19 protein-coding genes are annotated in these 19360 nt (G+C 51.6%); 9 read left to right on the top strand and 10 right to left on the bottom strand.

Annotated features, from left to right (window positions below):
• Positions 1-17: 17 nt before the first annotated feature.
• Positions 18-155 (bottom strand): hypothetical protein, encoded by a 138-nt coding sequence (locus BTA35_RS17920; RefSeq protein WP_160055150.1) that lies wholly within the window; start codon positions 153-155, stop codon positions 18-20.
• Here BTA35_RS17920 and hrpB point away from each other — a divergent pair.
• Positions 154-2880: an ATP-dependent helicase HrpB gene (hrpB, locus tag BTA35_RS11295; protein ID WP_078319927.1), complete on the top strand. Its 2727-nt coding sequence runs from the start codon at positions 154-156 to the stop codon at positions 2878-2880. The genes BTA35_RS17920 and hrpB overlap by 2 nt on opposite strands.
• Here hrpB and BTA35_RS11290 read toward each other — a convergent pair.
• The 4 genes from BTA35_RS11290 to BTA35_RS11275 form a co-directional block, all read right to left on the bottom strand.
• Positions 2877-4871, bottom strand: a complete 1995-nt coding sequence (locus BTA35_RS11290) for a RecQ family ATP-dependent DNA helicase (RefSeq protein ID WP_078319926.1) — start codon at positions 4869-4871, stop codon at positions 2877-2879. The two genes, hrpB and BTA35_RS11290, sit on opposite strands and share 4 nt — an antisense overlap.
• Positions 4872-4930: 59 nt before the next feature.
• Positions 4931-5140, bottom strand: a complete 210-nt coding sequence (locus BTA35_RS11285) for a DUF3565 domain-containing protein (RefSeq protein WP_078319925.1) — start codon at positions 5138-5140, stop codon at positions 4931-4933.
• A gap of 18 nt (positions 5141-5158) precedes the next feature.
• Entirely contained in the window at positions 5159-6166 is a 1008-nt protein-coding gene (locus BTA35_RS11280; RefSeq protein ID WP_078319924.1) for a Fic family protein, read from the bottom strand.
• Between the two features lie 111 nt (positions 6167-6277).
• Positions 6278-7372, bottom strand: coding sequence for a site-2 protease family protein (locus tag BTA35_RS11275; RefSeq protein WP_238377570.1), 1095 nt, complete (start codon positions 7370-7372; stop codon positions 6278-6280).
• 118 nt (positions 7373-7490) lie between these two features.
• Between BTA35_RS11275 and BTA35_RS11270 the strand changes: the two genes are divergently transcribed.
• The gene (locus BTA35_RS11270) at positions 7491-9038 is read left to right on the top strand and encodes a cryptochrome/photolyase family protein (RefSeq protein ID WP_238377569.1); all 1548 of its coding nucleotides are present in this window, start codon (positions 7491-7493) and stop codon (positions 9036-9038) included.
• Positions 9039-9062: 24 nt separating this feature from the next.
• Positions 9063-9218 carry a DUF2256 domain-containing protein gene (locus BTA35_RS11265; RefSeq protein WP_078319922.1) on the top strand — a complete coding sequence of 52 codons (156 nt, stop codon included), beginning with the start codon at positions 9063-9065 and terminating at the stop codon, positions 9216-9218.
• On the opposite strand, the gene BTA35_RS11260 is transcribed toward BTA35_RS11265, so the two are convergent.
• The gene (locus BTA35_RS11260; RefSeq protein WP_078319921.1) at positions 9212-9910 is read right to left on the bottom strand and encodes a DUF3047 domain-containing protein; all 699 of its coding nucleotides are present in this window, start codon (positions 9908-9910) and stop codon (positions 9212-9214) included. The two genes, BTA35_RS11265 and BTA35_RS11260, sit on opposite strands and share 7 nt — an antisense overlap.
• Positions 9911-10098: 188 nt before the next feature.
• On the opposite strand from BTA35_RS11260, the gene BTA35_RS11255 reads away from it, so the two are divergent.
• Positions 10099-10581, top strand: a complete 483-nt coding sequence (locus BTA35_RS11255; RefSeq protein ID WP_078319920.1) for a free L-methionine (R)-S-oxide reductase MsrC — start codon at positions 10099-10101, stop codon at positions 10579-10581.
• A 28-nt stretch (positions 10582-10609) separates the two neighbouring features.
• On the opposite strand, the gene BTA35_RS11250 is transcribed toward BTA35_RS11255, so the two are convergent.
• Positions 10610-11296 (bottom strand): phosphatase PAP2 family protein, encoded by a 687-nt coding sequence (locus tag BTA35_RS11250; RefSeq protein ID WP_078319919.1) that lies wholly within the window; start codon positions 11294-11296, stop codon positions 10610-10612.
• A 231-nt stretch (positions 11297-11527) separates the two neighbouring features.
• Between BTA35_RS11250 and BTA35_RS11245 the strand changes: the two genes are divergently transcribed.
• The gene (locus BTA35_RS11245; protein WP_078319918.1) at positions 11528-11947 is read left to right on the top strand and encodes an acyl-CoA thioesterase; all 420 of its coding nucleotides are present in this window, start codon (positions 11528-11530) and stop codon (positions 11945-11947) included.
• A 92-nt stretch (positions 11948-12039) separates the two neighbouring features.
• On the opposite strand, the gene BTA35_RS11240 is transcribed toward BTA35_RS11245, so the two are convergent.
• Complete coding sequence (locus tag BTA35_RS11240) at positions 12040-12948, bottom strand: LysR family transcriptional regulator (RefSeq protein WP_078319917.1); 909 nt, start codon at positions 12946-12948, stop codon at positions 12040-12042.
• Between the two features lie 240 nt (positions 12949-13188).
• Between BTA35_RS11240 and BTA35_RS11235 the strand changes: the two genes are divergently transcribed.
• Both BTA35_RS11235 and BTA35_RS11230 read left to right on the top strand, forming a co-directional pair.
• Positions 13189-14193 (top strand): NADP-dependent oxidoreductase, encoded by a 1005-nt coding sequence (locus BTA35_RS11235; RefSeq protein WP_078319916.1) that lies wholly within the window; start codon positions 13189-13191, stop codon positions 14191-14193.
• A gap of 355 nt (positions 14194-14548) precedes the next feature.
• Positions 14549-15730 carry an amino acid permease gene (locus BTA35_RS11230; protein ID WP_160055153.1) on the top strand — a complete coding sequence of 394 codons (1182 nt, stop codon included), beginning with the start codon at positions 14549-14551 and terminating at the stop codon, positions 15728-15730.
• 123 nt (positions 15731-15853) lie between these two features.
• On the opposite strand, the gene rnk is transcribed toward BTA35_RS11230, so the two are convergent.
• On the bottom strand, positions 15854-16264 hold the full coding sequence (gene rnk / locus BTA35_RS11225) for a nucleoside diphosphate kinase regulator (protein ID WP_202931244.1): 411 nt from the start codon (positions 16262-16264) through the stop codon (positions 15854-15856).
• Between the two features lie 289 nt (positions 16265-16553).
• Positions 16554-17495: a DMT family transporter gene (locus BTA35_RS11220; protein WP_078319913.1), complete on the bottom strand. Its 942-nt coding sequence runs from the start codon at positions 17493-17495 to the stop codon at positions 16554-16556.
• 199 nt (positions 17496-17694) lie between these two features.
• On the opposite strand from BTA35_RS11220, the gene BTA35_RS11215 reads away from it, so the two are divergent.
• Both BTA35_RS11215 and nadE read left to right on the top strand, forming a co-directional pair.
• A complete protein-coding gene (locus BTA35_RS11215) occupies positions 17695-18276 on the top strand; it encodes a DUF4202 domain-containing protein (RefSeq protein ID WP_078319912.1) in 582 nt (193 codons plus the stop codon).
• A 189-nt stretch (positions 18277-18465) separates the two neighbouring features.
• Positions 18466-19296, top strand: coding sequence for an NAD(+) synthase (gene nadE, locus BTA35_RS11210; RefSeq protein ID WP_078319911.1), 831 nt, complete (start codon positions 18466-18468; stop codon positions 19294-19296).
• Positions 19297-19360: the final 64 nt, after the last annotated feature.

Genomic DNA, 19360 nt, shown 5'->3' with positions numbered 1-19360 from the left:
TATTCATGATGCCCGCTTTACAGCACGGCAGCAGTGTTTTTCAGGCGGGAGATGACTTCATCGGCATGGGTAAAGGTTATGCCTGTTTTGGCAGCACCTTTCCCGTTATCCTTAACCCCCTGATTTTCACGCTTTGCTACCGGTGCTTTACCCATGAGATCCCCTGCTTCATCCGTTAACCATCCGTCATCCACTGAAACCGACCTGCCGATTCTGGCGCAGGTGCCGGAGCTGGTCGCTCAGCTGCACTCGCAGGAGCTGGCGTTGCTGTCGGCGGAGCCGGGTGCCGGTAAGACCACCCGCCTGCCTATCGCGCTGATGCAACACCCTGACTTCCAGAACGGAAAGATCGTGATGACCGCACCCCGTCGGGTGGCGGCACAGGCGGCGGCCTCTTATATGGCGGGGCTGATCGGGGAGTCGGTGGGTGACCGCATCGGTTATCGGGTGAAGGGCGACCATAAGGTGAGCCGCAACACCCGTCTGGAGCTGGTGACCTCCGGTGTGCTGCTGCGGATGTTGCAGCACGATCCCACCTTAGAGGGCGTAAGCCTGGTGATTCTGGATGAGTTTCACGAGCGCACCGTAGACAGCGATCTGATTCTGGCGCTGTGCCGTCAGATGAACCTGCTCTATCGGGATGATAATCCGGCGGGGCTGCTGGTGATGTCGGCTACCCTGGCTCAGGAGGCGCTGGAAGCCGCTTTACAGGTGCCGATTCTCTTCTGTGAGGGTCGCACCTTTCCGCTGGAATACCGCTATAACCGCACCAGCGTGCCGGTCTCCGAGCGGGTGCAATCGGCGATTGATACTTGCCTGGAGATCATCGGTTCTGGGGACAGAGAACACGCCGGCGATATCCTCTGCTTTCTGCCCGGTGTCGGCGAGATCAACCGGGTGACCGAAGCCCTCTCTGCCCCCTGTCAGCAAGCCGGTATTGATCTGCGCCAGCTGCACGGCCAGCAGAAACTGGCGGAACAGCAGGCGGCCATCGCTCCGGCGCAAAAGGGTATGCGCCGCTGTATTCTCGCCACCGCCATCGCTGAAACCAGTCTCACCATCGACGGCATCACCTTAGTCATCGATTCCGGCCTTGCCCGTGAGGCGCGTTTTGATAAAGAAGCCGGTGTGGTGCGTCTGCACACCCGATCTGTCACCCGTGCCGAAGCCAAACAGCGGGCCGGTCGTGCCGGTCGTACTCAGGAGGGTACGGCGTTCCGCTGCTGGAGTGAAGATCAGCAGGGGGCGCTGTCTGCCCAGCCAGAACCTGAGATCAACCGGCAGGATCTGTCGGAGCTGGCTCTGCAGCTGATTCAGTGGGGGTCGGATGATCCCCAGGAGTTTGATTGGGTAACACCGCCACCCAAGGCGCGCTGGCAAAGCGCCCTGACCCGCCTGCAACAGCTGAAACTGGTGGAAGCGGCTCAGGGTGGCGGCAGTCTGCAGCTGACGGAATTCGGTCAAGCCTCCCGTGAACTGGTGCTGTCTGCACACTTGGGGCGCGGCTGGCTCAGCCTGTTAAAAGCGGCGAATCAGAGCGCCAACAACCTTAACGCCGATCAGCTGGCGGCCAGTGCCTTTATCTTCAGCCTGCTGCAGGAGGGCGCACACCTGCCGGAGAACGAGCTGCTAGCCGCCTGCGAGCAGCTGATCCAGTCCCGCGATCCGGCCAATAAAGCCCTGTGTAAACGGATCGAACAGGGGGCGGCTCGTCTGTTGAAAGAGAGCCAGCAGCTGGTCACCCAGCATCCACGTTCTGACACAAGCACAAATACTGTATATAAAAACAGTGAAGACTTACTCCCCCTGTTAAGCACCGCCCGGAAGCCCGCCGCCAGCCTGATAGCCCAGCTGCAGAACGCCGACTTTACCGATCTGATGATTGAAGGACTGTGTCATGCTTATCCGGATAGGGTGGGTAAAAAACAGGTGGGTTTAAAGCAAAACGCCACTAATAGCCCTGCACAAGGCAAAGGTGATGCCGGAATCTACAAACTGAGCAATGGCCGTCAGGCGCTGCTGAACAGCCATCAGCAACCGGAGTTTGTGATCGCCCTGCACGCCCGCTCTTTCAGTCAGGACAGCCGGGAAACCCTAACTCTATGGCTAATACTGGATAAAAAAACAGTAACTACTCACTTATCCGATCAGATCGTGCAGCAGCCGTTTTGTCACTGGCAGGGGGATCGGCTGATTAACAGCGTACAAACCCGCCTGGGTCAGCTGGTGCTGGATGAGAAACTGGGTGATAAACCGGATCAGGCCGCCCTGAATCAGGCGGGTATTCTGCGTCTTCAGCAGCAAGGCATCGATGCCCTGCCCTGGCAGGAAGCGGATATCCGACTGCGCCAGCGCATTGAGTTTCTGCGCTTGAACGGTACGGATCAGAAGGATGAACCCTGGCCGGACCTGTCCGATCAGGGGCTGTTGGATTCTGCAGAAGATTGGCTGGTGCCGTTTCTGAGCGGCGTCAATCATCAGCGCCAGTGGCAGCAGCTGTCGGTCAGTGACATGCTGAAAAGCCTGCTCAGCTGGCCACAACAGCAGGCGCTGGACACGCTGGTGCCGCCCGCACTGCAAGTCGCCTCTGGCCGTTGGGTAACGATTGATTACAACCAGAACCCACCCACCGTAAGCACCAAACTACAGGAGATGTTCGGTACCGAAAATGTCCCGGCGATCGCAGGTGTACCGGTGAGCATACACCTCCTCTCACCGGCAGGTCGGCCATTGGCGGTGACCTCGAACCTGGCTACCTTCTGGCGGGAGGTGTATCCGGAAGTACGTAAAGAGATGCGAGGCCGATACCCTAAGCATCCCTGGCCGGAAGACCCGTTAACAGCAGAGGCCACCCATAAAACCAAACGGGCCTTGACCTAATAGTTGTTAACCAGCATTTCAATATCCCGATACCGGAGCAGCTCACAGCTGCCAAAACCGTTAATCTGCCGGGCTTTGATTTTGGTAAACACAGGCTGAGTTAAACCTGCTAAGAAGCGGGCACTTAAGGTGTGTTTTTCCTCATCGGTCAGTTCCAACGGGCTGTCTGCCTCTAACTTCTGCAGGAAGGCGGCAACATGGGCTTTAAGTTGCCCCTGATCCGGAAAGTGTGGCTCCTGAACATAGCTCAGCTGAGCCACCTGCCCGCGACAAACAGAACAGTGACCGCAGGCGTTGGGGCTGGAGTTCTCATCAAAATAGCGGGACAGGTTGTGGGTCAGGCAGCGATCCAGCTGGAAGAAGCGGATCAGTGCACCGATCCGTTCAATCTCCTTCTGCTCTTTCTCCGTCACGTAGGCGTGGAGCTTGGCGGCGGGGTCATCGTTTTTCAGGCGGGTCATATCCACCCTAAACACCTCGGTCATCTTAGAAGCGGACAGCTCAATCAAGCCCTGCTCGTGGAGATAGTCCAAAGCGGCAATGGCTCTGTGGCGCTCGGCACCTGCACCATAGGCCTGATAAAGACGATCAAAGTCCGGCACACCCCAGGTCTTTTTAAATGCCGTATGTTCAAACACCGCCTGCAGAAAAGATACACGTTCGCCGGAGAACTTCGCCAGAATCGTATCTCTATCGGCAATAAACTTGTATTTGTACTCGGCAAAATAGCTGCGTAACGGCTCTAAGATGCCCATCAGTTCCAGCTGTACCAGCAGGGTTTTCAACGGCAGCTGGCGAATATTGGTCTGATTGGCAAGGCTATAAAGCTGCACCTCCCAGTGGGAGGCCGAGCTGCCGGCGACAAAGCTCTCCTCCTCGATCGCCTGAATCAGGCGCTGAATATCGGAGCGCAATGGGGTATCGCCATAAACAAAGTTTTCCAGCACGGGTACGCCATCAAGGCTGGCCAGGGTGATGCAGTTTGACGGCTGACCGTCCCGACCGGCACGGCCGATCTCCTGACTGTAGTTCTCGATCGATTTCGGCAGATCATAGTGCACCACAAAGCGGATATCGGACTTGTCGATGCCCATACCAAAGGCGATGGTGGCCACCACAACCCGAATCTTACCCGCCATAAAGTCGGCCTGAATCTGTTCCCGCTGCTCATTGGGCAGTCCGGCATGATAGGCGGTGGCGTTGATGCCCTGCTGGCTTAGATAAGTAGCCACATCCTCGGCGGTGTGTTGCAGGGTGACGTAGACGATGCCATCGCCCTGCTGCTGGTCGATCACCTGCTTCAGCGCCGCTTTCGGCTGCTGGCCGGATTGCAACGGCAGCACACTAAGATCCAGATTCGGGCGGTAGAAGCCGGTCTGCACCACATGTTCCGGTGCGATACCGAATTTGAGCGCCATATCCTTTTTCACCCGACGGGTGGCGGTGGCGGTCAACAGCAGCACCAAAGGAATATTCAGCTGATTGCGGTACTCCGGCAGTTTCAGATAATCGGGCCGGAAATTGTGCCCCCACTCGGAGATACAGTGTGCTTCATCCACCACCAGCATAGAGATGGGCACGGATTCGATAAACTGCCGGAAGCGCTCATTCTTAAAACGCTCCACCGACACCATCAGAATTTTCAGCCGACCGGAACGGGCATCCTGCACCACCTGCTGATGCTCTTCATTAGTCAGGGTGGAATCAATACTGGCCGCAGCAATGCCTTTGCTGTGCAGAAATTCCAGCTGATCCTTCATCAACGCCAGCAGCGGCGACACCACCAGGGTCAGATGGGGCAGCTGCAGCGCCGTAAACTGATAACAGAGGGATTTACCGGAACCGGTGGGAAAGATCGCCAGCGAAGAGTGCCCCGCTAACAGCTGCTCAACGGTCTGCTGCTGACCACCGCGAAAAGCGGGAAAACCAAAGGTTTGCTGGAGTTTGCTGTCCAGCTCCTGAATGGATGCCGTTTGAAGATGTTCAGACATAAACACTCCCTGTTATTAATATGAATGGAGAGCCCGTAGGGCTGGAAAATCAAGAAGATTCAGGGGCGCTCATCCATAGGCGCGCCCTGATCACATTTTTTACACTCAAGTCGTGAGCCTAACATATCTTTGCGCCCTTCCGGTGTTATCACCCAGGGACGTTCCTGCCAGGGCGGATTGTGGCGTACATGTTGATTATGGCCGCAGGCCAGCTGAGCCACCCAATGGCCTTCGTCGTCGGTATGGTAGCCGGTGATGGGTTGCTGCATAACGATCCTCCTGCTCGACTACAGGCAATAATACCGTTGCTTGGAGCTTCTTGGCTTATCAGGAATCTCCAAATACAGCCAACCCGCATCTAACAAGGGTTTAAGCACACTTTTCCGGAAGTTCTCCCTGTCTTTTAAACCGCAGAAATCCTGCAGTTCCTGCCGAGAACGTGGCTTCAGGCAGTAATTATCAAGCCCTGAGTAACGCGACAGAATATTAAGTACAACTTGCGGGGTAACTTGCGGGGTAACTTGCGGGGTAACTTGCGGGTTCAGCTGCTCTTTCAGGGTTTCATCGATCACCTGCAGCATAAACTCAATAAAAGGAGCGCCGTCCGTCAGCTGAGTACTTCGGCCAATCGCCTGATAGTATTCAGCCTGATGCTGATGCACGAGGCTCTCAATTGGCAGGTTAGCAAACAGCGGATTCCAGCGAGCCAGAATCAGACTTTGCCACAAGCGCCCCATACGCCCGTTACCATCTGCAAAGGGGTGAATAAATTCAAACTCGTAGTGAAATACAGCACTGGCGATCAGTGGATGATGTTCCGTACGGCCAAGCCAATCAAACAGATCTGACATCAATCTTGGCACCTGATTAGCCGGAGGTGCCATATGCACCACCTCTGAGCCACTCATCACGCCAACACCGCCGCTTCGGTAGTTCCCCTCGCCATCGACCAACCCCATCATCAGAATACGATGGGCTTCCAGCATGTCCGCTTCCCGACCAGGTAGCCAATGCTCAAACCGCTCATAGACTGCCAATGCATTCTTAACTTCCTGCACTTCTTTCTGAGGCGCTATAACCGGCTTACCTTCTAACACTGCTGTTATCTGTTCAACCGTAAGAGTGTTACCTTCAATGGCCAATGAACCCTGAATTGTGCGGATCTGATTTGCACGGCGTAATCGCAATGCCTGTGCCTGTTCAGTCAAAGCAGACAGACGCCCTAACTGCTCACTGATTGAAGCGATCAGATTGAGGGTGGTTGCTGAGATCGAAAAAGGTGGTTCGTAGGCCATCTGTTTTACTCAAAACGGGGTCATATAAACAGTTTACGTAATGGATCAGACAGCGTCACTTCCTGTCGGAAGAGAAAGTAGCGACACTGCCCTAGCTGGAACCGTAACAGTCTATGAATTCAGAATTTTGAGCGGCAGCGCCAGCAGATCATCCCCGGTACCCGCCAAATAGATCATCACCGCGCAGAAGCCCGCCACGGTCACCACATACCAGATGGCAGAGACGATCTGACCGTAACGATCCAGCGGCAGCAGATGGCTTTGGTGACGCTGCTTCCATTCAAAAAAGATCTCACCGGTGCCAATCAGCAGCAGGAAACCCAGCAGGGCCAGGCCAAAGCTGTAACTGATCAGAACCCCCAGACCCGCTCCGGCACCACACAGCAGCAACCCGGCAATGGAGTTCATGGAGAAACTGATACTTTTCAGCACATGGCCGCCGTCCAGTGGCAGAATCGGCAGCAGGTTAAACAGGTTCAGCAAGCTGTTAAAGGCGGCGATACCGGCAAAGAAAATATTGCCGGTGACCCAATAGGCGATCAGTGCCAGCAGCGACATACCCAGGCCAAAGAATGGCCCCATCAGCGAGATCACCACATCCTGCCAGCGGGTATTGATTTTGGCATCCCCCAGGGCCAGACCACCCATAAACGGAATCAGATAGATCCCTTTGGTTTTCATACCAAAGTGCTGCATCGCCCGGATATGGCCGTATTCATGCACCACAAGACAGGCGATCAGGCTCAGGGCAAACTCCAGGGAAAACAGCCAGGAATAGGCCGCCAGACTGGCACCCGCCAACACAACCTTAATCACCTTAGCGCTTTTCAGCAGCTTCATGCCCAGAGATAACAGCCCTACCATGCTGAACTGGCGGGGTACTTTAGGCTCAACCACCGGCTGCTGGCGCTCAATATCTTTTACCGTGCGCTCACCATCGGTCAGAAGCTCATCGGCAATTTTCAGTTGATAATCAAAATGAAACGGCTGCCAACCCAGTGAAAAACGAAGCTCACAGGGAATTGTTTCACCAGTACGGCCATCCGTCAGCTGAAAACTCAGGTTAAAATCCCCTTCTGCGTTACCGTCGGCATTTTTACCTGCAACAGGCTGGCCGCCCCAGTAAAGCACCTGCCAACCCGCCATAGAGGCCTCCAGCCGCAACGGCTGTCCCAGGCAATCAATATTGAGTAGTTCCAAGATCATCCCCGTTAAAAATCAAACGCTTAAAATTGTTGCTATTATGCCTGAAAGCCCAGCCAAAGAACCATACAGGCATCGATTGCGTAGAAATAACACGTCGAAACAGCCCAGGAGGTATGCCGTGGCAACACTAAGACTGATACTCGGTGACCAACTCAGCGAAAACATCACCAGCCTGCAGGATCTCAACCCTACTGACGACTGTGTGCTGATGTGTGAACTGGTTGAAGAAACGACTTATGTTCCGCACCACAAAAAGAAACTCGTATTTTTCCTGTCAGCCATGCGCCACTTTGCTCAGCAATTGCAAAGAAAGGGTGTCAACGTCCATTACTTCAATCTAGATGAGGCGTTAGACAGCTTTTCAGATGCCATAGAAAGAGTACTCAACACACCCTCTGCCGGTATGCCCTCTTTTAAAAAGATTGTGGTGACACATCCCGGAGAATACCGCGTACTTCAACAGTTAAAACAACTTAAAGCTGTACTGAAAATACCTCTGGAGATACGCCCGGATCACCGCTTTCTGACCACCCAAAAGCAGTTTTCGGACTGGGCAAAAGGGCGCAAACAGCTGCGTATGGAGCTTTTCTATCGTCAAATACGCAAAAACCTCAATATTCTGATGCAAGATGGGGCACCGGTCGGTGGCCAATGGAATTATGATAAGGACAACAGGAAAGCACTGCCTGCGAATCTGGCACCACCCATGCCACTGGGCTTCAAACCCGATGCCATTACCCGCCAGGTCATCAAAATGGTTGGCGAGCGATTTCCTTCAAACTTTGGAGCACTGGCAGACTTCCATTATGCGGTCACCCGGACGCAGGCACTGCAGGTACTGAGTCACTTTATTGAGCAGCGTCTGTCCTTGTTTGGCGACTACCAGGATGCCATGAAGCAGGATCAGCCCTGGCTGTTTCACAGTCACATCGGCCTCTACCTGAATATTGGATTGTTAAGCCCGATGGAGGCGATTCGGGCTGCTGAAAAAGCCTGGCAGGAGGGCAAAGCACCGTTGAGTGCCGTTGAAGGCTTTATCCGACAGATTCTGGGCTGGCGGGAATTTGTGCGCGGCCTTTACTGGCTGAAGATGCCCAATTACAAGCATGAGAACTTTCTGCAGGCAGATCGCGCCCTGCCAGAGTTTTACTGGAGTGGGAAAACCCGCATGAACTGTATCAGCCAGTGCGTGCAGCAAACCAAAGAACACGCCTACGCCCATCATATCCAGCGTTTAATGGTACTGGGTAATTTTGCCCTGCTCTCCGGCCTGTCCCCCAAAGAAGTGAACGACTGGTATCTACTGGTATACGCCGATGCGATTGAATGGGTCGAGCTGCCCAATGTTTCCGGCATGATTCTGTTTGCCGACGCGGGTTATCTGGCCAGTAAGCCCTATGCTGCGGGCGGAGCCTATATCAATCGCATGTCGGATTATTGCAAACATTGCCATTATAAAGTGAAGGAGAAGACCGGTAGTAACGCCTGTCCGTTTAACTATCTGTACTGGCGTTTTCTCGACCGTAACCGTCAGGCATTAAAAGGCAACCCCCGCATGGCACTGGTTTACAAAAATCTGGAGCGAATGAGCGAGAACCAGATCGGAGCGATCCGTATGCAGGCCGACAGCTTTCTCGGCAAGCTGGACAAGGGCGAGGCCGTCTGAACCGGCTTTTTTCAGGAGGTGTAGATGAAAGGCCATAGGAAAAATTTTCTGCCGGAGAAGACCTGCCTGACTTGTAATCGCAACTTTAAGTGGCGCAAGAAATGGGCAAAAGATTGGGAGCAGGTACGCTACTGCTCCCGGTATTGCCGGTCAGCCAAAACAGCAAGGTCAGATCATTGAGCAGAAAACACCAGATCACCGTACCAGGCTTCTGCTGAGCTTTGAGAGTTGTCGGTATCCGTCATAATCGCCACAGCTTTAACGGTTTCAATATCTTTACCAAACAGACGTTTCAGGTCTGCTTTCAGGTTGCGTTTTTCAGTGTACCAGTCCTCACCGGCTTCCTGCTGCCTGACTGAAACCATCATCGCACTACTTCCGGTAAAAGGGTTCGCCCACTCATCACCCTCCGGGGATTTCGCAGACCAGACATAACTGATCGCTTTGGTACTGAGAAATGTCCAGCCGTCATTGACGACAATATAAACCCGGGCGGCAAAGTCATCGCCGGACTTGATCTTTTCATCTCCCAGCTCCGGCAACTGAGTGACCTTCCAGCGCCAGCTCAGATAGGGCGTTTTATTCAGATCAATCTCTGTTTCATAAAACAAACCCGAAGCCGTCCCCTGACTCAGGGCCTGTACAACGTTATTTTCCGATACCTGTTTCAGCTGATATGCGGTGTGACCTTCAAACTCTTTTGCCTGCCAGCCTATAATCTGATCCGGTGTAAAGCGTAATGAAGACTCAGCCTGAGCACGTTCAGCCACCATAGCTGCCATCAGCAGACTTACAATAAAAGTGAACACCCTTGGGAAAACACCGGAAAAACCGGGTGCCCGGTTTACAAAACAGTGACTTATCAGTCGCATATAACAGCCTCATTCAACCTTTGATTCTCAGATACCTACTTGTCGATATACGCAGCAAACACTATTCTGTATTCAGTTTTTTCTACGACTTTAATCTTAAGACCTTAGGCTAGACATCTGAATTTCTTTGCCAGGCAGCACGTAATTAAGGGCTTAAGATACCACCGCAAGTAAGGATTCAACCGTATATGTCAGAACAGATCTCCATAATCGAAGGAAATAAAGCCCAAAAGTACCAAAGCCTGTTACCACAAATTGAAGCTCTGGTCAGTGCCGAAGACGATGTCATCGCAAATCTTGCGAATATCAGTGCGGCGCTCAAGCAGGCGATGGGATTTTTCTGGGTTGGTTTTTATCGGGCAAAGACCCCGGATATGCTGGTATTAGGCCCTTTCCAAGGCCCTGTTGCCTGTACACGCATCCCTAAAGGCAAAGGTGTCTGCGGGGCTGTTCTTGAGCAGCGAAAAACACTGATTGTCCCTAATGTGGATGAGTTTCCCGGTCATATTGCCTGTGCCAGTGAGTCTAAATCAGAGATTGTTCTGCCGATTTTTCATCGCGGCGGCGTGGCCTGGGTACTGGATATCGACAGTGATCAGCTGAATAGTTTTGATGAGACCGACCAACACTGGCTGGAAAAACTGACCGCCGTGATCAGCCTGATGCTTTAAACCGACACAGATAAGTCACTGACCAGAGTCAGTGGCTTTGCGTTGAAAGCTGCCGGTTCTGATCCACCGGCAAAATGATTCTCGCCAGCAGCCAGGCTGTGAAATAACAGATATAGCCGGAGAAGATAACATCACTCAAAAAATGCCCGCCTTGCATTACCCGTACTTCTCCCACAAACAAACCTAATACCACCCCCAAAAGTAGCCCGAGTTGCCACTCCCAGACCCAGGCCAGCGCAATAAAGGCAAACCCCATTGCTGCATGGCCACTGGTAAATGAACAATTTTTCTCGCATTGATCACTGATGACCCAGGCCGGCGTAAAGTGCTGCTCGCCCCCAAACACTACAATATCCCGGGGCCTTGCTCTGTCCCAATTATTTTTAAAACCAGCATGAACTAACAGACCGGGGCCAATCAGAAGGAAGAGCATTAAAAAAAGCAGCTTATGGCGTCTGGCGCGTAATCTTACCGGCGCAAAACGCAGCCAGGAAACCGCAGTTGCTATTATCAGGGCAGGCACAAGAAACAGCGGCATATCTTTGAAAGCAACATAGACAAATCTGACCCAGCTTTCACGGTTGGCAGGAAAACTACGGGAGGTCTCATCAAAAAAAACATCACTTATTATCAGGTCAAGTTCCGGCCAAGCAACAAATAAAACGATCAGAGCAACAAAGCTCACTGAAATCCAACTCAGTCGTTTCCGTATCATAATAGTTCGCCCCACGTTATGAGTTCCAAGGTTTGCGTTATTGCGAAGCAGTATCACCCGTAAAGCTTAAAGAAACCTTAAGTCAAGATGCTTGCAACTGGCACTGCCTTACCCGGACTTTTTCAGTAATAAACACTACAGCCATCCGGTTTTTCATATTTTCCTAGGTTACAATCGGATCATTACAGATATGATGCGTAATAACGCAGTGATTTAGGTTAGGGAACGTTTATGACACAAGAAACTAAAGGTCGCTTAACGACCCGTACCATGGCGATGCCGGCGGATACCAACCCCTCCGGTGATATTTTTGGTGGTTGGGTTTTGGCTCAGATGGATATTGCAGCCGGTATCTGTGCCAGTCAGCGTGCTCAGCAGCGTGTTGTTACCGTTGCGGTAGAGGGAATGAGTTTTATCCGTCCGGTTAAAGTAGGCGATATTCTGGGGGTTTATACCGATGTTGCCGAAGTGGGCAAAACTTCGATGAAAATTCACGTTGAGGCCTGGGTGCGTCGTGGTCAGATCGGCTTGCGGGAGAAAGTCACCGAGGCGATCTTTAAGTTTGTTGCTCTGGACGATGATGGCAACTCGACACCCGTCCCGGAGAAAAACCAGCTACCAGACTACGCAGTAGAGGAGTTCACGCTTTAATGCCTGGTGCTTAGTGTCGCTTCAGGCAAAATCAGACAAAAAGGCTGCCTCCTTGAGGATCGCAGCCTTGTCAGTGATACCTGACGCAGCTCTCAATCAGGGTGGTCAAACAGTCGCGTCACAAGAAAATCCACCGCTGCTTTAACCTTAGGCACCTGATAACGGTTTTGGGCATACAAGAGATAGATACCTAACTTCTCACTTCGGGTCACGGCTACGGCGGGGTTAAGCGGTATTTCCAGCAGTGCGCCACGATCCAGAGCACTTTGCAATGCCCAACGGGGCAGCATCAACAGCCCGTCACCCTTACTTGCCTTGTCAACCAGCCAGCGGCCAGCATTACTGACCGCAACTTTATGGGGTGAAACATCCTGCCATTCATCGTTGATCATGCTGATCCAGGGCAGGATGCCAATGGGTGCCCGATAAAACAGGCCTTTATGCTCTTTAAGATCCTGCGCATGCGCAGGCATTCCCTCCCGCTCAAGATAAGCAGGTGAGCCCGCCAGAATAAAACGGTTATCCCGGAGTTTCACCGCAACAACCCGCTCATCCGGTACATACCCACCCCGAATGGCGATATCCACATCATCACGCCCCAGGGTCGATAACGCATCACTCAACTCAATATCCAGTACAATCTCAGGGTAACGGTCCGAAAACTCATCCATCAGCGGTAACAACAGCGTTTCACCAAAACCCACAGTCGCACTGATTTTAAGATGCCCCATGGGTTTACTCTGGTAGCTGCCCACTAACTCATCCGTGGCTTCCAGTCGGGAGAGAATATCCCGCACCTGTTGCAGATAAAGCCGGCCAATCTCCGTTAACCGTACCACCCGGGTCGAACGCTTCAGCAGAACCGCCCCCAGATGATTTTCAAGGTCGGCAACCCTGCGCGATAACGAGGAAGCAGGAACATCAAAATGTTGCGCCGCTTTAGTAAAACTTCCGGCCTCTGCTACTTTCACGAAATAACGCATCGCTTTCAGTTGATCCAAGACCTCTCCTTTTAAGCCTTCACGGCGAATACAGTGCTCATTTACAACCTGTGGCCAGCATTTACAGGCGCTTAACCGGCATTCGCCTGATTCCCAGGCTCTACTATTGTCTTAATAACAAAGATGATTCCTATTTTACCGCCTATATCTCACTTTTTCAGTGAATATAATAGTGTCATTACTTAAAACGGTAGCCAGATTGCCGTCATCCAATAAAGAAATAACCAGAGTGAATAACACATGTCTCAAGCAACACAAAATACACAGATCAAACTGATAGCCCGTCCACAGGGTGCGCCAACAGCTGAACTCTTTCAGGTTGAGCATAGCACCATCCCCCAGGCTGGCGACGGTCAGATTCTGGTGAAACAAAGCCACATGTCACTGGACCCAGCTATGTTGGGCTGGATGTCAGATGACCGCGAAAGCTATATTCCTCCGGTTGAGCTGGGCGATGTAATGCGCTCCAGCGGTTATGCAGAAGTTATTGAATCTCAGCATCCGGATTTTGCTGTGGGAGATAAGGTCACTGGCATGTTTGGCTGGCAGGAATATGCTCTCAGTAACGGTCAGGGCATCAACAAAGTTGACCCCAACCTTTCGGCGGAGATGGTTTTGTCGGTATTAGCCCTCCCCGGACTGACGGCGACACAGGGTCTGTTACGCATTGGACAGCCAAAGTCAGGAGAGACCCTGGTCGTTACCGGAGCAGCAGGTTCCGTCGGCTCCATTGTGGGTCAGCTGGCAAAAGCAGAAGGTTTACGGGTAATCGGTGTTGTTGGCAGCGAAGACAAGGCGGACTGGATTGTTAACACCCTGGGCTTTGATGCTGCAATCAACTACAAAACCGACAATCTCGCGCAACAGTTGGCAGAATTAACACCTGAAGGTATCGATCTTTTCTTTGAAAACACCGGCGGGCCCATTCAGCAGCATATCTATCAGCGCATGAATGCCCACGGTCGTATCGTGGTTTGCGGCATGATTGCTGATTACACCGCAGCAACTCCGGCTCCGGGGCCGAACTGGATGAATATTATCCGCAAGCGCCTGACGATTCAGGGTTTCACTATGCCGGATCACTTCCATGAAGTCCCCCAATTACTGGAACTGCTGGTGCCTTATGTCCAGAAAGGCCAGATACAGTACCGTAGTCACACCTTAAAAGGTCTGACCTCTGCTGTTGGTGGCCTGAATCTGCTGTTTACCGGTGGGAATCAGGGCAAACTCATTGTCGAACTCTAAGCACTGCAAGGGTACTTATCAATATAAATCCATTCTGTAAACTTTTATTTACGATACGAAAACAGCATTCAAAATGGCAGTTGAGTATCGCTTAAAGCATCCGTAAACCACACCTGATTTACCTATCAATTGATCAGCTGAAACCCTTATGTTGTAAGGGTTTCAGCATTCAACATGTCGGATCCCGCTACAACCCTCAGCTATAAAGCATGATAAAAAACCTACAAAAATCAATTAACCAGAACAATCATCTGTAAAATTGACCTACAACAAAGCACTAGCCTGATAAAATGCTTTTGGGTAGTATCACCCGCTCTTCATCACTTCATAATAAAGACAACATTGGGAGAACATCGTGGTATCCACTCGGTTTTTAGGAAGTACGCTGCTGGTGGCGGGAACAGCGCTGGGGGCAGGCATGCTCGCTATTCCTATGGTTCTGGCTCCGCTGGGGTTTGGTCTCGGCTTAGGTTTACTGTTTTTTGTTTGGGCTTTTACAACACTTGCTGCCCTTCTTTTACTGGAAGTAAATGTTAATTATCACCCTGGTGAAAACATGCATGCCATGTCCGGGAAATGGTTAGGGCCTCTCGGTCAGCTAATCACAAACTCCAGTATGATTTTTTTGTTAGTCTTCCTGCTGATGGCCTATATTCTTGGTGCCAGCGAACTGCTTCAGGTTGCTCTGAAGTATATGGGATTGGATGTCACTCTGGCTTTCAGCCGTACTCTGTTTACCCTGCTGGCGGGTATCACGATTGTTCTGGGTACCGGAGCTGTTGATCGCCTGAATCGCCTGTTCTTCGCCATTATGCTGGTCGCTATGGTTATCGCACTTTACTCTCTGGCCTCCATGGCACCGGATATATCCCACGAAACCCATCTGGCTTCCGCATCAGCCCCAGGGACTCAGGCTCAAATCATGTCGGCATTGCCTGTTCTGTTCACTTCCTTTGGTTTTATGGTGGTGATTCCCCCGCTGGTGAGCTACACCGAGGATGGCGAGGGAAAACACTTCAGCAAGGTTGTCATTGTGGGCAGTCTTATCCCTCTGGTGTGCTATATCGCATGGTTCTGGGCTTGTATGAACGCGGTCAACCCAGAGCAACTGGCGGGTCTGAGCGGTGTAGAACAGCTGGTTTCGGCACTGGATAAAAGTGGTGCCAGCCTGGGATCGGTACTGAAACTTTTTGCTGCGATGGCCTTACTGACCTCATTCCTGGGCGTGGCCTTATCTCTGTTTGGCTTTATTCGGGAAATGTGTGATAAAAAGCCTGTTATTGACGGCAAGATTCCGGCAATTGTTCTGACTCTGGTTCCAGCCCTGATTATGGCTTCCAGCGCTCCGGGGCAGTTTCTCAAAGCGCTGAGTTATGCCGGTCTGGCTCTGACGGTACTGGCGATTTTCATTCCGGTGGCAATGGTATGGCGCAGTCGCCAACAGGGTGAAGTCGCTTATGTTACCCCCGGTGGCCAAATAACACTGATTACAACACTCGCCTTTGGCGCTCTGCTTGTAGGCGCTCAGTTCTACTGATCATCGGTTTACAGGTGATCCTGACCAGTAAGTATAAAAAAACGGCGGTATCTGATGATAGCGCCGTTTTTGTTTAGCAGCTCCGTCTGATAAAGATATCCGGAGCCTGTATCGTTTCAACGATCAGGCAAGTGCGCCGTCTCTCTCAGGCTGATAGAGAATCTCTTCAATCTCAACCAGCATCATCCCGCCAGCCGGTTTTGGCCAGCTGATCTGCTGGCCAACGGACAGCCCCAGTAATGCCGAACCGATTGGAGCCAGAACAGAAACCGTTTCCTGCTGGCCTGCATCTTTCGGATACACCAGAGTCAGAATAAAGCTCTTTGCCGAATGAATATCCTTAAAGCGCACCCTGGAGTTCATGGTCACAACATTCTCCGGTATCTGAGAGGAAGGCACGATAGATGCCCGATCCAGTTCCTGCTCCAGATTAACGCTTCCCGGAAACTCTTTTTGAGAAACGACCGCCAGTAGCTCATCTAACTTCTCGGCATCAGATTCAGAGATAATAATCTCAGGCTGTATATTTTCCATTGTGTTCATCCTTAACGTCTATGGGAAAGCCCACAAGACAATTACACCTATTCAGTTAATTGCTACCACTCCCCGCTGTAATAACTAAGCACTACGGAGCAGGTAACAGGAGAGTCATAAGTAAAAAACCAAGCCAATAAAAAACACCTGACGCCAAAGGCATCAGGTGTTTGATTTAAAATATATTATACCGCAGAGACCAAATAAAGTGACCCGAAAACCGCTCTACATATTCAGGGTTGTTCTGCTAATTCAGGGTTGTTCTGCACAGATCTGCTCTCTGCTTGCTTTATCCCGCCTTTGAGGCCGTACGCTGCAGATACCAACGACCGGTGATGACCAGAAAGATCCCACCTAAAATCATTAACGAAGCGATAATCAGCGTCATAGTAACAGGTTCAGAGACAAATACGACGCCACCTACAGCGGCAATAACAGGTACTGAGAGCTGTAAAACCGCCGCTTGCGTCCCCGTATAAAACGGCAAAGTTGCATACCAGATAACATAGCCCAAACCCGAGGTAATTGCACCGGATATCAGTGCCAAAATAACGCCCCGGGATGTCCACTCCCCTCCTTCAATCAGAAGCCAGAGAATCAATAACAATAACCAGGGCCAGGTAAAGAGAAAGTTACGGGCTGTATCCAGAGCCGGGGTTCTCGATCCTCTGCCTTTCAGGGTATAACCCCCCCAGGCGATACCCGCCAATGTCATCAGGATAAATCCGGAAAAACTTGGCGTACTAAAACCCGGTAAAACCAGATAAACAAACCCGGAAAAGGCCAGCAGCACTCCCGCCCATTCAATAAAGTGTAACCGTTGGCCTTGCAGCCACCCCGCAAGAATCATCGTCAATTGCACAGCACCAAACAGAACCAGTGCTCCTGCTCCGGTATCGAGATCCAGATATGCAACCGAGAACGCAAGGGCATAAATAAACAGCATAAAGCCTGCCCGGTAGCTGCCACCGGCGACAGGCTTCTGCGGCTCTGACTTTTTCCAGCTGAGCAGAAAAATGACCAGCCAAAGCATCCCGACACCGGCAACAAGTCGCAGCAAGGTAAAGCTTACCGGATCGATCGCACCGGAAGCCAGCACACGCTCGGTAGCGCCATCAATCAGGCTCTCTGCCAAAGGTGTTTGCTCAGGAGCCAAAGCCAACCGACAGAGCACAGAATTTGCTGCCAGAGCCATAAGAGAAAGCAGTGTCAGTAAAACTGGCCTGATCATTGAATACACCTTTAGCAGATTATTTTAAAATACGACTATACGTTAAAGACAAGGCTTGTCACGAAAATCCAGAAAAATCCGACGGTTAAAAGCCGCTGCCCGCAACGGCGCAGGATTCTGATGGACGCAAACCCACATACAACAGACAATAGTGACCAGCTTCTTGGACAGCCGCTATACAGCCATTAAGGAAAACATAATGAATGCAAAACTAGAGACTGTTCTGCAAAAGATCGACCAGTGTAATCATCAGGACCCCAATCAGGATATAGACCAGGGGAAACAGGTCGCCAAAGAGTGGCTCTATGGCCAGCGCATGAGCGAGCGCCTGACTCAGTTTGAACCTGATGCCTCTGAGCTTCTACAGATAGCAGCCCGTGGCCAGCATATCCAGCGCTGGAGTATTCCTCGCTCCGATTACCCTGAAGGCCGCGTCGGCTATAAACACTGGCGTACAGATCTGGGAAAATTCCACGGCGAAAAAACCGCTGAACTCATGCTTCAGGCAGGTTACAGCGAACAGGATGCCGAACGAGTCAAAGCCCTGCTGCAAAAAAAGGGGCTAAAACAGGATACGGAAGTTCAAACATTGGAAGATGTGATCTGCCTGGTTTTTCTGGAGCACTACCTTGCTCCCTTTGCTGAGAAGCACAGTGAACCGAAGCTGATTACGATTATCCAGAAAACCTGGAGCAAAATGTCAGAAAAAGGACACCAGGCAGCGCTGAAAATCAGCTATCAGCCCGAACATCTGGCGCTTATCCAAAAAGCTCTGGCTTAAGCCTGAAAAGGTGCTGCCGTGGCGCTTAGGCACAGGTTATTCTTAAATAAACATCGTATAATTTATATCATTGGCGTCAGAAATGGCGCAGGTTTTGCACCAAAAGCAGACAAATGGCCAAAGGCCAGGCGCTAAACCGGTGCGCAAATACACAGAGCAAGAAACTCGCACAACAAAGTGGTGTCATGAATGGAAGATATTATCCGTAAAGAGATGCGGGTACTGCCCGAAATTGATCCGGAATTTGAAATCCGTCGCCGGACAGATTTTATTAAAAACAGCCTGACAGGCGCTGGCTGTAAAACACTGGTACTCGGTATCAGCGGCGGCGTGGACTCCACCACCTGTGGTCGCCTGGCTCAGCTGGCAGTGGATGAACTCAACCAGGCGGCCCCGCAGTCAGACTATCAGTTTATAGCTGTTCGCCTGCCTTTCGGTACACAGAAAGATGAAGATGAGGCTCAGTTAGCGCTTTCTTTTATCAAGCCAAGCCAATCCGTTAGTGTCAATATCCAGAGCGGTGTTGAGGGCATTCATAGCAGTACCCTGGAGGCCCTTAAAGACACAGGCCTTATCCCGAAAGACCCCGCTAAGCTGGATTTTGTCAAAGGTAATGTCAAAGCCCGCGCCCGTATGGTGGCTCAGTATGAGATCGCAGGCCTTACCGGCGGCCTGGTTATCGGAACGGATCATTCAGCCGAAAATATCACCGGCTTCTACACCAAATATGGTGACGGGGCCTGTGATCTGGCACCTCTCTTTGGTCTTAGCAAACGCCAGGTACGTCAGATCGCCGCAACCTTAGGTGCACCTGAGCTACTGGTTAAGAAAGTACCAACCGCTGATCTGGAAGAGCTTGCCCCACAAAAGGCAGACGAAGATGCTCTGGCGTTAAGCTATGAGCAGATCGACGATTTTCTTGAGGGTAAACCTGTGGCACCGGAGGTGAAAGATCACCTGATCCGTATCTACAGATCAACACAACATAAACGCCAGCCCATTCCTACCATTTACGACTGATCTGCAGTAGCCTGATCGCCGGCATAGCTCTGTGCAGATGCCGGCGGTCAGAAGCATTCGAAAT

It is taken from the genome of Oceanospirillum linum (genome assembly GCF_001995095.2).
GTDB classification, from domain to species: Bacteria; Pseudomonadota; Gammaproteobacteria; order Pseudomonadales; family Halomonadaceae; genus Oceanospirillum; species Oceanospirillum linum.
The sequence above is the reverse complement of the archived record's forward strand: the minus strand, read 5'-3'. Positions and strand labels throughout refer to the sequence as shown.

Coding starts and splice junctions, on each gene's coding strand:
- hrpB (WP_078319927.1), top strand. CDS start 154: ATGAGATCCCCTGCTTCATCCGTTAACCATCCGTCATCCACTGAAACC.
- BTA35_RS17920 (WP_160055150.1), bottom strand. CDS start 155: ATGGGTAAAGCACCGGTAGCAAAGCGTGAAAATCAGGGGGTTAAGGAT.
- BTA35_RS11290 (WP_078319926.1), bottom strand. CDS start 4,871: ATGTCTGAACATCTTCAAACGGCATCCATTCAGGAGCTGGACAGCAAA.
- BTA35_RS11285 (WP_078319925.1), bottom strand. CDS start 5,140: ATGCAGCAACCCATCACCGGCTACCATACCGACGACGAAGGCCATTGG.
- BTA35_RS11280 (WP_078319924.1), bottom strand. CDS start 6,166: ATGGCCTACGAACCACCTTTTTCGATCTCAGCAACCACCCTCAATCTG.
- BTA35_RS11275 (WP_238377570.1), bottom strand. CDS start 7,372: ATGATCTTGGAACTACTCAATATTGATTGCCTGGGACAGCCGTTGCGG.
- BTA35_RS11265 (WP_078319922.1), top strand. CDS start 9,063: ATGAAAGGCCATAGGAAAAATTTTCTGCCGGAGAAGACCTGCCTGACT.
- BTA35_RS11260 (WP_078319921.1), bottom strand. CDS start 9,910: ATGCGACTGATAAGTCACTGTTTTGTAAACCGGGCACCCGGTTTTTCC.
- BTA35_RS11255 (WP_078319920.1), top strand. CDS start 10,099: ATGTCAGAACAGATCTCCATAATCGAAGGAAATAAAGCCCAAAAGTAC.
- BTA35_RS11250 (WP_078319919.1), bottom strand. CDS start 11,296: ATGATACGGAAACGACTGAGTTGGATTTCAGTGAGCTTTGTTGCTCTG.
- BTA35_RS11245 (WP_078319918.1), top strand. CDS start 11,528: ATGACACAAGAAACTAAAGGTCGCTTAACGACCCGTACCATGGCGATG.
- BTA35_RS11235 (WP_078319916.1), top strand. CDS start 13,189: ATGTCTCAAGCAACACAAAATACACAGATCAAACTGATAGCCCGTCCA.
- rnk (WP_202931244.1), bottom strand. CDS start 16,264: ATGGAAAATATACAGCCTGAGATTATTATCTCTGAATCTGATGCCGAG.
- BTA35_RS11220 (WP_078319913.1), bottom strand. CDS start 17,495: ATGATCAGGCCAGTTTTACTGACACTGCTTTCTCTTATGGCTCTGGCA.
- BTA35_RS11215 (WP_078319912.1), top strand. CDS start 17,695: ATGAATGCAAAACTAGAGACTGTTCTGCAAAAGATCGACCAGTGTAAT.
- nadE (WP_078319911.1), top strand. CDS start 18,466: ATGGAAGATATTATCCGTAAAGAGATGCGGGTACTGCCCGAAATTGAT.